Source organism: Bradyrhizobium sp. CCBAU 51627 (genome assembly GCF_028128765.1).
Taxonomy (GTDB): domain Bacteria; phylum Pseudomonadota; class Alphaproteobacteria; order Rhizobiales; family Xanthobacteraceae; genus Bradyrhizobium.
Genome location: NZ_LBJG01000024.1, coordinates 647,067 through 659,193 on the forward strand (window position 1 = coordinate 647,067; position 12,127 = coordinate 659,193).

11 protein-coding genes are annotated in these 12,127 nt (G+C 58.3%); 9 read left to right on the plus strand and 2 right to left on the minus strand.

Going from position 1 to position 12,127, the window contains the following annotated elements:
- Positions 1-47: 47 nt before the first annotated feature.
- The 4 genes from XH88_RS17980 to XH88_RS17995 all read left to right on the plus strand — a co-directional run bounded on the left by XH88_RS17980 (position 48) and on the right by XH88_RS17995 (position 3,122).
- Positions 48-1,262 carry an ABC transporter substrate-binding protein gene (locus XH88_RS17980; RefSeq protein ID WP_271669594.1) on the plus strand — a complete coding sequence of 405 codons (1,215 nt, stop codon included), beginning with the start codon at positions 48-50 and terminating at the stop codon, positions 1,260-1,262.
- On the plus strand, positions 1,238-1,966 hold the full coding sequence (locus XH88_RS17985; protein ID WP_271669595.1) for a nitroreductase: 729 nt from the start codon (positions 1,238-1,240) through the stop codon (positions 1,964-1,966). Before XH88_RS17980 ends, XH88_RS17985 begins: the two co-directional genes overlap by 25 nt.
- Before the next feature lie 16 nt (positions 1,967-1,982).
- Positions 1,983-2,534: a 4-hydroxylaminobenzoate lyase gene (locus tag XH88_RS17990; RefSeq protein ID WP_271669596.1), complete on the plus strand. Its 552-nt coding sequence runs from the start codon at positions 1,983-1,985 to the stop codon at positions 2,532-2,534.
- Positions 2,535-2,612: 78 nt separating this feature from the next.
- Positions 2,613-3,122, plus strand: a complete 510-nt coding sequence (locus XH88_RS17995) for a 3-hydroxyanthranilate 3,4-dioxygenase (RefSeq protein ID WP_271669597.1) — start codon at positions 2,613-2,615, stop codon at positions 3,120-3,122.
- A 261-nt stretch (positions 3,123-3,383) separates the two neighbouring features.
- On the opposite strand, the gene XH88_RS18000 is transcribed toward XH88_RS17995, so the two are convergent.
- Positions 3,384-3,797, minus strand: a complete 414-nt coding sequence (locus tag XH88_RS18000) for a RidA family protein (protein WP_271669598.1) — start codon at positions 3,795-3,797, stop codon at positions 3,384-3,386.
- Positions 3,798-4,070: 273 nt separating this feature from the next.
- Here XH88_RS18000 and XH88_RS18005 point away from each other — a divergent pair, with 273 nt between their 5' ends.
- The 5 genes from XH88_RS18005 to XH88_RS18025 all read left to right on the plus strand — a co-directional run bounded on the left by XH88_RS18005 (position 4,071) and on the right by XH88_RS18025 (position 11,250).
- A complete protein-coding gene (locus XH88_RS18005) occupies positions 4,071-5,663 on the plus strand; it encodes an ABC transporter substrate-binding protein (protein ID WP_271669599.1) in 1,593 nt (530 codons plus the stop codon).
- Between the two features lie 207 nt (positions 5,664-5,870).
- Entirely contained in the window at positions 5,871-7,295 is a 1,425-nt protein-coding gene (locus XH88_RS18010; RefSeq protein ID WP_271669600.1) for an amidase, read from the plus strand.
- 51 nt (positions 7,296-7,346) lie between these two features.
- Positions 7,347-8,948, plus strand: coding sequence for an amidohydrolase (locus XH88_RS18015; protein ID WP_271669601.1), 1,602 nt, complete (start codon positions 7,347-7,349; stop codon positions 8,946-8,948).
- Between the two features lie 244 nt (positions 8,949-9,192).
- The gene (locus tag XH88_RS18020) at positions 9,193-10,881 is read left to right on the plus strand and encodes an amidohydrolase (protein WP_271669602.1); all 1,689 of its coding nucleotides are present in this window, start codon (positions 9,193-9,195) and stop codon (positions 10,879-10,881) included.
- A 27-nt stretch (positions 10,882-10,908) separates the two neighbouring features.
- Positions 10,909-11,250, plus strand: coding sequence for a 5-carboxymethyl-2-hydroxymuconate Delta-isomerase (locus XH88_RS18025; RefSeq protein WP_271669603.1), 342 nt, complete (start codon positions 10,909-10,911; stop codon positions 11,248-11,250).
- Between the two features lie 36 nt (positions 11,251-11,286).
- Here the strand turns inward: XH88_RS18025 and XH88_RS18030 are convergent, their stop codons facing one another.
- Positions 11,287-12,081 carry an IclR family transcriptional regulator domain-containing protein gene (locus XH88_RS18030; RefSeq protein WP_271669604.1) on the minus strand — a complete coding sequence of 265 codons (795 nt, stop codon included), beginning with the start codon at positions 12,079-12,081 and terminating at the stop codon, positions 11,287-11,289.
- Positions 12,082-12,127 lie beyond the last annotated feature (46 nt).

The window sequence follows — 12,127 nt, forward strand, 5'->3', positions numbered from 1 at the left end:
ACGAATAGTCCCGTCAGTATCCTTTGGCGTTTTCTGGGGGCGATCAAATGGAAGCGATGTATTTGGTAAGACGTTCGCTAGGTGGGTTGATCGGACTTGTTTTGCTGGCTGCGCCTGCCACCGCTGAAAATGGACCAGTTAAGCTTGGCGTTCTGAGCGACATGTCTTCGCTCTATGCGGACAATGGCGGGCAGGGATCGGTTGTCGCGGCGCAAATGGCAGTCGATGACTTCGGCGGTAAAGTCTTGGGCCGAGATGTTCAGGTGGTCTCTGCCGACCACCAGAACAAGGCCGACGCGGGAGCAACGATATCTCGACGCTGGCTAGACAGCGAGAGCGTCGAGGTTATTCTCGATGTGCCGAATTCGGCAGTCGCCCTGGCCGTGCAGGGCATCACCCGTGAGAAGAAGAAGGTCTTCCTGGCAACCGGTGCGGCAACATCTCGGCTGACGGGCGACGAATGCTCAGGGACTGGAATTCATTGGACCTACGATACTTACGCTCTTTCCCAAGGCACCACAAAGGCGATCGCGAAGCTCGGCTCCAAGACCTGGTTTTTCCTCTCGGCCGACTACTCTCTCGGTGCGCAACTTGAGGCGGATAGTCGTAAGGTTATCGAATCGACGGGCGCGCGCGTGGTCGGTGCGGTGAAGCATCCGATCAACACGCCTGACTTTTCTTCGTTCCTATTGCAGGCACAGTCATCGAAGGCCGAAGTGATCGCTCTCGCAAACGCGGGAGGCGATTTCATCAACGCCGTGAAGCAGGCTAGCGAATTCGGCATCACAAAGGAGCAGAAGCTTGCGGGCCTGATCGTTTTTATCGCTGATATTCACAGTCTCGGCCTTCAGAGCGCTCAGGGCTTGCTCCTCAGTTCAGCGTTTTACTGGGATCTGAATGACAAGACGCGAGCCTGGTCCAAGCGCTTCATCGAAAAGACCCAGAAGGTGCCGACGATGATCCACGCCGGCACCTACGGTGCGGTCATCCACTACCTGAAAGCGGTTCAAGCCGCCGGTACGCTCGACGGCCCTATTGTCGCGGCCAAAATGCGCGAAATGCCGGTGAACGACTTCATGACGGAAAATGGCAAGATCCGCGAAGACGGTCGCCTGGTCCGCGACATGTATCTCTTCCGTGTCAAGTCGCCGCAGGAATCCAAGTACAAGTTCGACTATTACCAGCTGCTCGCCACGATGCCCGGCGAAGAGGCATTCAGGCCCATGGAGGAGGGGGGATGTCCACTCTTGAAGAAGCAGTAGAGATGGCTCGGATACCGGACGATTCTGCCGCGGTCATCATCGACCGCACGATCGGGGGCCGCTATGCCTGCCGCGATTTCAGCAACGATGCGGTATCGCGGGACACGATCGAGGAGATACTCGAGGTTGCGAGGTTTGCCCCGAGCGGGGCCAACATTCAGCCCTGGCATGTCTACGCGCTGGCCGGCGAGGCAAAGCGAAACCTGTCGGCTCGGCTGCTTGACGCCCACCGAACGGCGCGGGACGAACATTTGTCCGAGTACAAGTACTATGCCGATGAGCTCCCATCTCTCCACGCCGCCCGACGGAAGGAGTTCGGAGGGCTGTTTTATGGATCGCTTGGAATCGAGCAGGCGGATATCGAGGCGCGAGCGAAACAGACCGCGAAAAATTACGGCTTTTTCGGCGCGCCGGTTGGACTGATCGTCACAATCGATCGGCGATTAGAAATCGGCAGCTGGCTGGATCTCGGGATGTTCGTACAAAATATACTCTTGGCCGCGGCGGGGCGCGGCCTGCAGTCCTGTCCGCAGGAGACCTTTGCCAAATATCATCGGATCATCCGGCCGCTCCTGTCCATTCCGCAGGAGCAAATCGTCGTCTGCGGCATCTCGATCGGCCGCGCCAGAAGCCCTGGCGAACAGCGCTTGATGCCTCGCGATCCCGTCAAGGCGTTCGCGTCATTCTCGGGATTTGAGGAATAGCGAAAGGAAAATGACAATGGGACATCGCGAAGAACTCATCCGGTGTAGCATTCCGTTTCTCCGTGAGGTTAGGGACATGACTCCGGGAGCGGCGATGGAAGCCTGGCTGAACCAAACCTACGGTCGGGACAGCGACTTCTACAAGGAGCTGTCGCGCCTGATCAGGATCGGCGTTCAGGAAGGGTGGGCTGCGAACCAGGAAGTAGATGGACCAGACTACAGACGCAGTCGAATTCTCGAGCCCTCGCCGGAGACATTCCACTTCAGCATCACGGCTGTGTACATGAACAGCAAACATCCCCGTCGCTTCAATGACGAGGACGACAATGAAGTCATTCGAGGACAATATCATGGACACCCTTACGGTGAGATCAATCTCGTCGTTCCTCTCGACGAAGGGGCCGAACTGAAGGGCCTGCAGGGCTGGCAGGGGCCGGGTTGGACCGCCCCCGATCCCGGCAGCCGGCACTATCCGGAGGTCAAGGGCGGAGCGCTCATCGCGCTGTTTTATCTTCCCGCCGGCCGCATCTCGTACGATTTCGAGCCTCCGGCCCAATCGCCTGCTTAGGCGCATTCGCCGCAGTTTTCGGTCGACCCGCGATCTGAAAATATGTGTCCATGAGCGCCGGAGCCAGAGGAGGTATGCATGTTTCCACCACCGCTAGTGAAGCTTGAAGAGGTCACCACCCGGCTTCGCGAGACGCAAAAGCGTGTCGAGGTGTTGTGGCAAGAGCCCGAATCGCTTGCGTTCGTGGCCCGAGGACGGGAGTACAGGAGTGAATTTCACATCAATGACAGCGATGAATTCACCTACATGATCCGCGGTTCGATGAACCTTCACTACAGAACGCCGGAAGGCAAGGAGGAGGTCATCGTGATTCCCGAAGGATCCGTGAACTTCATGCCGGCAGGTACGCCGCATTCGCCTCGATTTCCGCCCGATGCGTTCGCCCTGATCGTTGAACGTGGCCGTCGGCAAGGCGAGATCGACAAATTCCAGTGGTTTTGCCCGAAGTGCGACCATCTACTGCACGAAGAGGAATTTGTCGTTTCTGATTACCGCGCCGATCCGGTGTCGCAAGCTTACAAGAACTTCTTCGAGAGCGAGAAGGCGCGCACCTGCAAGGCCTGCGGCAATTTGATGCCAAAGCCATAAGAGAGCAGTGCTCTGGCGGTGTTAGCCGTGTGGTTGACGGAGCAGTCTGGCCTGCTGCCGGTGGCAGCAGGTACGCTGCAATCACGGTGGGGCCGGCTCGGGGGAACATGCGCTCGCGCGCCGCAATGCTTAATGGGTTTCTACGAACCACTAGATCGACGGCGGACTTAGTTCGCAAAAAGACGGCGGTTCGTGGCTGCGCGTCGGCGAATCCGAGCGTTTCCAGTCGAATAGTCAAGGTTGGGTGTGGGTCGATGACCGTCATTTCGGGCCATCGAACATGGCGACGCAGTCGATTTCGACATTCACGCCATCCCGATGTGGCGTTCCGCCGACGCAGGTTCGGGTGACCCGTTCGTCGCCAATCTCGCGACGAAAGACCTCGTTAAACTTCTTGAAATCACGTACGTCCCGCAAAATGACGCGCATATTGACGACATTTGAGAAGTCAGCCCCAGCTGCCTCCAGGACGCTGCGCAAGTTGGACAAGGTTCGCTGTGTCTGAACCTCAATATCTGGTCCAACCACTTGCTTAGTCGTCGGATCGAGAGGTCCTTGTCCCGACACGAACAGCATATCGCCGAACCGGATCGCCTGAACGATGGGCGAGGGAGTCGACTGGTCGGTGAAGCCAGTCACCGGCGCGCTGTTTGACGTAATTACAGTCTTTGGCATCGCAGCAACTGCTCCAGAGCAACCGAGGGAACGAGGTCCGATATCAGCGAAACGGTGCGCGAGACGCTAGTTTCGGATCGGAAGAGGTTGCACCATTGCTCTGACTTGCCGTTCCTCGCGATTAGCCGCCTCGTCCGGCCGAGGAGGCAATTTGTCCGGGGGCCGGCAGTATCGCCGTATACCGACATAGCCTTTGATCCACCGGCAGTCTTACGGACGGTAGGAGCGGTTTGGCTCGACTGGGTCAATTGCGCGCAAGAGAAAGGTGCCGTCATGTTGCTGAACCGCCGCGAGGCTGGATTGATGTTGGCGAGCGTCCTTGCATCTGGACCAGCCTTTGCGCAAGGTGGCACCGGCCAGGCGAGCCGGACGCTGAAGATGGTGCCCCATGCTGTCCTGCGCCTTTTGGATCCGGTGGGGACGAGCGCATACATCACCCGAAATCACGGCTATCTGATCTACGATACGCTCTTCGGGTTTGACGAGAAATTTAGGCCCCAGCCCCAGATGGTTGGAAACTGGAACGTCAGCGGGGACGGGCTGGTTTACACCTTCACACTTCGCGACGGTCTGCGTTTCCACGACGGAGCCCCGGTGACATCGGACGACTGCATTGCTTCGCTCTCACGCTGGATGAAGAGCGACATGACCGGCGAACGCCTGGCGCGGTCGGTGAAGGAGATGGTGGCGGTCGACACAAAAACGTTCAAAATCGTCCTTAGCGCGTCTTTTGCCTCGATGCTTGAGGCTCTGGCCAAGCCAAGCACAAACGTGCCATTCATCATGCCGAAGCGAGTTGTCGAGGCCGCTGACAAGGGGGCTGGTATCACGGATACGACCGGCTCGGGTCCGTTCAAGTTCGTTGCCTCGGAATTTCGTCCCGGCATCAAGGTCGTCTACGAGCGCAACGCAGACTATGTGCCTCGTTCGGAGCCGGCCAGTTATCTCGCGGGCGGCAAGATCGCAAAGCTTGATCGCATCGAATGGCTGACATTTCCCGACATCCAGACGGTCGTGAACGCGATCAAGAAGGGAGATATCGATCTTGTCGAATGGGTAACCGCGGATACATTGACGCTATTGCGCGGCGCGCCGGGCCTCGAAATCCAGAAGCTCGCCAGCGCAAATTGCCCGTTCCTAAGGATGAACTGGCTCTATCCACCTTTCGACAACGTGAAGATTCGCCAGGCCGCCCAGCTTGCCGTTTCGCAACGCGACGTCATGGATGCGGTTGTCGGTGATCAAAAAGCCTACGAGGTTTGCGGCGCCTTGTTCGGTTGCGGCTCTCCTCTTGAGACGAATGCCGCGTCCGTGGGTGTGGAGAAGGCCGATCCTGCGAAAGCGAAGGCGCTTCTCAAGGAAGCGGGCTACAAAGGGGAGCCTGTCGTGTTCATCAACCCCGGAGACCTTACCGTCTGGTCGGCCGTAAGCTCGGTGACGTCGGAAATGTTGAAAGCGGCCGGCTTCAACGTCGACTTCCAGACGATGGACTTCGCCACCTTGCTTGCTCGGCGAAATCGACAGACGCCGCCTGCTGAAGGTGGCTGGAATATCATGGCGACGATCAACAGCACGCTGGATCTGTATTTCCCGTTAAGCAACGTGAACTTGGATGGCCGCGGAAAGTCGGGCTATTCCGGATGGTCTTCCGATTCCGAAATGGAGGCCCTCAAAGAGACGTTTGCGAAGGCATCGGATCCGGCTGATCAAAAGGCCATCGCCGAGAAGATCCAGAAACGTGCCTATGAGCAGGTCCATTACATCCCGCTTGGCATGTACAACAATTTTTCGATCAGGCGCTCGAACGTGTCGCCACTCCTTGCAGCTCCCGTCACGGTCTACTGGGGACTCGAAAAATCGGCGTAAGCGCTGCCATCGCGCATGATTTGTCAAAAGAGCTGCGACCAGAAGCCGCCCGAGAGGGCCGGCCGTCATGTGAGGCTGCCTGTCGACTGATCGGTGAAGGCGAGTTGCATTTAAGGCCTGATCTGTATCCTCCGATACAAGCGCCAGCAGAGATCGTCAGCATAGTTTGGATCCTCCGACGAACCCCAATGTCTCAGGATGTCACCGATGCTTGGATCAGATTACGTAGGCTACGATATGATCGGGCTCGCCAACCTGATCAGAACAAGGCAGATCGGGGAAGAGGAGCTCCTGGAGTTTGTGATCGAAAGGATCGAGGAGTTCAATCCGAAGCTCAACGCCGTCAATCACAAGTTCTACGACAGGGCCCGGATCCAGATAAAGCATGGGACCGCCGCCGGTCCCTTCCAGGGCGTGCCCTTTCTCCTCAAGGATCTGGGATCGGATTACGCCGGCACCCCGATCACGAACGGCAGCCAAATATTCAAGGGCTACGTCTCCACGTTTTCGAGTGCCGTGGTTGATCGCTACGTTCGGTCGGGCCTGGTTATCGTCGGAAGGACGACTAGCTCGGAAATGGGGCTCGGCGGCTACACCGAAACGCAATTGGACGGTCCGACCCAAAATCCGTGGAAGGCCGGGTATAGCGCTGGAGGATCGTCGGGAGGAGCCGGTGCCGTGGTGGCTGCGCGAATTCTGCCAGCGGCACACGGCAGCGATGCTGGTGGTTCGATCAGAGTCCCGGCCGGGTGGTGCGGTGTCTTTGGTTTGAAGCCGTCCCGCGGGTTGGTGCCAAACGGCCCGGGTAAGGGCGAGGGTCTTGGAAACTTCATGCATCACGCACTGAGCGTCTCGGTACGGGACAATGCCGCGCTACTGGATGCAATCACGTCCAACGATTCCGGTGCATCTTATCACGTTCGACAACCTTCCCGTCCGCTCCTGGAGGAGGTCGGAATCGCGCCCGGTCGACTGCGGATTGGCTTCGTCAAAGACGCGGAAGGCGTCGAAATGAGTGCGGACGCCCGTGCGGCAATCGATCAGACAGCAAAGCTGTGCGAAAAGCTCGGACATTACGTTGAATATGTGAAGTGGCCTGTGCCACTGGAGCAATGGTGGCAAAGCCAACGGGTTGTGTCGGCCAGCGATACACATTTCCGCATCGCTTCCTTTGAAGCTCAGACCAAGCGCACTGTGGTGGAAGGAGATTTGGATCGCTGGACATGGTTCAGCTATCAGGCCGGCAAGAGCGTGACGGCTGCGGCGTTGCTGCAGGCCTTGGCGGCCATGCAGTCGTTAACTCGGCGGTTCAACCAAAGCTTCGGGAACTATGACGTCATCGCGGCGCCTACGGCTTGTCGCAGCGCCATGAAACTTGGAACCATCGGGATGTTGCCGGATCTTCAGTCCATACACGACTATCAGCGCCAGTCACATCCCTTCACCTCGATTTTCAATTGGGCGGGTGCACCTGCCATGAGCGTTCCGCTGTTCTGGACATCTGAAGGACTTCCTTTGGGCCTGCAATTCGGCGGGGCGTGGGGGCGCGATGACGTTCTGTTTCGACTTGCGGGCCAACTCGAGGTGGCCGTGCCCTGGTCGCATCGACGTCCACCGACCGCTGTAGGTTAGAAGCAGACCATAAGGTCCTTACGGAAACCCCCTATGCGTACAACTGGCTTCGTGAATGGAACGATCTACCAATCTTGGGGCGAAGGCATTCCCGTCGAAGCTCTCGTGATCAAGGGCGATCGCGTGGCATGGTCGGGTGAGCGTTCCGCGATGCCGAGTGTCGACAGGATCGTGGATCTCAAAGGTGCCGTGCTCGGTCCCGGTCTGACCGATGCGCACGCGCACTACCTGCATGTCGCCAACTCACGGCTCGAGATCGCGGTCGATCAGGCGGACGTCAAATCGATCAATGACGTCCTGGAGCGGCTGCGCCGAGGCATCAAGGGTCGATCCTCGGGCGAATGGGCGGTAGCCGCGGGCTTTGACGAAAATCGGCTTCAGGAATTGCGCTATCCAAGCCGGAAAGAGATCGATGCGGTGTTTCCAGACCGTCCAGTTCTCATTCGCAGGTTTTGTGGCCACGTCACGATCGCGAACTCGGCGGCGCTCGCGGCCCTCGGCATCGACGACTCTGTATCCGATCCGGTGGGAGGCGTCTTTGGGCGTGATCCATCTGGCCGGCTCGATGGCAGCGCTCGCGAGGCGGCCTCTGGCATGATCATGAGAGTGATGCCGCGAGCCGCTATCGGTACGCGCGTATCAGTGCTTGGAGACGTGCTTCGCGATGTGTCCGGAATGGGAATTGTTGCGGGCGTCGAGGCTGCCGTTGGCGGCGGCGGTGGGGACAGCGATCGATTTGACGATGAGCTCGCGGTCTGGAATGCGCTGCGACAGAATAATGAGAAGTTGCCGATCCGGCTCGGTTTCATGTGCAGGCTGGATGCAAAGGACGCGAAGCGACGCAAGCTCGAGCCGAGGCGTGATCCCAGTTTCCAAACAGCAACGTTGAAATTCTTTGCGGACGGAATTATGGGCGCCCGCACCGCCGCTGTTAGTCATCAATATGCTGACGGGACGGGATACGGTCTCTTCATGCGGGACGAAGCCGAGCTGAGTAAGGCTCTAATCGACGCGCACTGCGCAGGTTGGCAGATCGCGGTGCACGCTGTGGGCGACAGAGCCATCTCTCTTGTGGTCGATGCCTACATCGAAGGACAACGAATCGCTCCCCGTCCGGATGCGCGCCATCGCATTGAGCATGCGTCGTGCTCCAGTGCGCAGGACTACATGAACATGCGAAAGCTTGGCGTCTCGATTGTCACCCAGCCAAGCTTTCTCTCACGCATGAATCGCTCAAAGCGCGCGGCTTTCGGCGATCGCGTGCACGGGTACTATCAGGCCCGAACAATCATCGAGGCTGGCGTCCGCTACGTGCCGAGCTCGGACGCTCCGACGGGATCTCTGTCGCCCTGGGACGGTGTCGCCGATGCGATGGACAGGGGAGCCACGACAGGTGAGCCTATCGGGCCGAACGAGGCGCTTCCTGCACGTACCGTACTTGCCGGCTATGCCGAAGGCGGCGCATTTGTGATGGGACAAGAAACCTGGCGCGGACGGTTGCTGCCGGGAATGGCTGCAGACATGATCGTCCTCGACCGAGATGTGACTACGTCAACGCCCAAGGACGTTCGCGAAACCAAGGTGCTCCTCACCATGGTAGACGGTCACGTTGTGCATGATCGTATGTCCTCGACGTCGCCTTGGAACGAGTGACGTGCTCTCCGGACACTCGCCCACTTGCTGGGACAGCAAAACCCGTCCAGCAGGTGCAATGCGAACAAAGCCCTAACGCTTAAACGAAGTGTTCCGCTCCGCGCGAGCCACACAGTGCGGATGCAATCTGTCGTTCCAAAACATCGCTGGAGCATTGTCTTTTTGACAATTTCGGACCGGAAGCATAAAAATCGCGCGATGATACGAACTATTGTTCGGTAGTCGAACAAACGAGAGAGGGAAGATGGTGGAGGCTCGTGGCCATAGGACCCGCGGCGCGAACCGTACCGACTCCATCGGCGCGCCCGACACGATTTACACCAACGGCAAATTTCTCAAAGTTGACCCGCTGTTTGGCGTGGCGAGCGCCGTAGCCGTGCGAGACGGTCGTTTTATCGCTGTTGGTAAGATCGATGAAATCTCGGCGCTCGCAGGCCCCAATACGACCGTCGTTGATTTGGACGGCCGAACTGTCCTTCCGGGTCTTATCGATACCCATGCTCATGTCGAGCGCGCGGGACTGATCAAGTACACAGTGCAGCTAAACGACGTCGCCACGGTCGAGCAGGCGTTGGCCCGCATAGCGGAGCACGCCGGCAAGTTGCCGAAAGGTCGATGGGTGCGTGGCGCACAATGGCACCCCGTCTCGCAACTGGCCGAGAAACGCTTACTGACGCGCGAGGAACTCGACCGCGCCGCCCCCAACAATCCGGTCTGCTTGCCGATTGGCCACTTCACCCTCGTCAACTCGGAGGCACTGGCACTTGCGGGGATAACAAAGGAAACTCCTGATCCGGATGGTGGGATCATCCATCGCCACAAGTCCACCGGGGAGCCAAACGGTACATTGGAGGAGGCGGCTGAGGACCTTGTTCACAACCTTCTGCCCGAATGGTCAGATGAGGAGCGGGATGAGCAACTGAAGTTCGCAATGGGATACTTCAATCAGTTTGGGCTGACCTCTGCAATTAGCGCGGCGGTCGATCCCGCAATCTTCCGCGCCCACCAACGGGTCCGGCGCGGCGGGCAGGCGTCACTGCGCATCAGCGCCATGTACGCGCCGACGGGTGGACTGAATCCCAGTATGACAATCGAAGAATGGGAGCTGTTCTTTTCTCGCATCGGAGCAGCGTCAGAGTTTGGCGACGACTGGCTCAGCTATTCCGGCGTCAAGCTGCAGATCGACGGCGGGATGACATTGCGAACTGCCGCGATGCGGGACGGCTACCCCGACGATCGCGATTACAAAGGGACCATCGTTATCGAGCCATCCAGATTCAATGCCTTGGTGGCAACGGCCAACCGTTATGGTTGGCGCGTCGGTGTCCATGCCGTCGGGGACGCCGCCGTCGACCGCGTCTTGGATGCCTACGAGCTGGCGGATGCTGAGAGATCTATCAAGGGAAGGCGCTTTATCGTCATCCATGGCAGCCTTATGCGACCGGACCAAATGCAGCGCGCACGGAAGCTGGATGTGCGCGTCGACGCGCAGACCTCGTTCCTCTGGGACAAGGCGGCCGTCGTAGCGAAATTTCTCGGGAAAGACACCGCCGACCGAGCGTTCCCCATGCGAACCATGATCGACATCATGGGCCTGAATTTGATCGGGCAGGGGACAGACTATCCCATCAACCTCCTAAATCCGTTCGTCAATATGTACGTCATGGTGACCCGCCGCGACAAGCATGGCGACGTGTATGGAGAAGGCGAACGGATCAGTCGGAAAGAAGCTATCCAGCTCTACACGAGCGCAGCATCTCGATATTCGTTTTCGGAGGACAAAGTCGGATCAATAGAACCGGGCAAGTATGCCGATATGGTTGTTCTGTCCGACGATATCATGACGATTCCGGAAGAAAGCATAAAAGACATCACGGCTGTACGGACCATCGTTGAGGGGCGAACGGTCTACGACGGAGACGTCATCTCATGAACGCGACCCAAAAACGAGAATAACGTCATGCCGCATTTGGTGATCGAATATTCGGAAGGGGCGCTCGCTCGCGACGACGTAACAGGCCTGATGGAAGCGCTCTTTGAAGCCGCTTGGCGAACGGGGATTATGAAGGCCGAGGACGTCAAGGTTCGGGCGTGCGTCTACAACGATTTCCTGGTTGCCGGCAAGCGTGACAGCTTCGTGCATCTGTCGGTCTATTTGCTGGAAGGTCGATCGCCCGACCAGAAGGTTGAGCTGAGTGCGAGCCTTCGACGGACGATGACAGAGCGATGCCCGGATGTGGTCAGCATAAGCGTGGATGTCCGTGACATGGACCCGGTCGCCTACAAGAAACGGCTAAAATGACCGGTGCTTGCCAAAAGGGGGCAGCTGGGCAGCTTCTCAGACGAGCAGGGGCTGCGCGGCGAGGGACATCTCTTTGAGGAGAGGCAGGAAGCGATCGATCATCTCACCGGTCGTGATGCGATCAACATGAGCGCCAATATTTGCGGCTGCGATGACGACGCCATCGTAGCGGCGAATTGGCACCGATATTGATCGAAAGCCCTCTTCGGCTTCCTGATCGACAAGGCTATACCCTTTGGTGCGGTCGGCAATGATTGTCGCAATCACTGCCGATTTGTCGACCAGCGTCGACTGGGTCTGAGCCGCCAGCTTCATGCCGTCGATCGTTCTCGTCAACTCGTCGTTTGCCAACCTGCCCAGCAGAACCCGTCCCACTGACGTGCAGAAAGCCGGCAGCCGATATCCTATGTCCAGTCCGGTCGAAAATACCCGCGCCGGACTCGAACGGGCGATAAAAACGACCTCTTCGCCATCCAGGATCGCAAGGGAGCAGACCTCCTTGGCCTTGCCGGCGACCTCGTCCATCAACGGCTGCATGACGGTGCTGATTTGGTTCGACGTCAAATAGGCCGAAGCCAAAAGCAGCACCCTGGGCGTTAGTGAAAACAACCGCTCGTCGCCCACGACGAATCCAGATTTCACCAAGGTCATCAGGATCCGGCGCACCGTTGCTCGCGGAAGGTTTGCGCTTTTCGACAGGTCGCTGAGGGTCATTGGACGGCGCTCGATGCCGAAAGACTGTATCACGCGAAGACCCCGATCCAGGGTCTCGATGAACTCGCCTCCTTCTCGTGCCTTTTCCTCTTCTTCCGTACGTTTTAGTCTCGGCATTCTATTGGGCGGTCCCTGTCGGCGGCCTCTCGAAAGTGAGAACCAT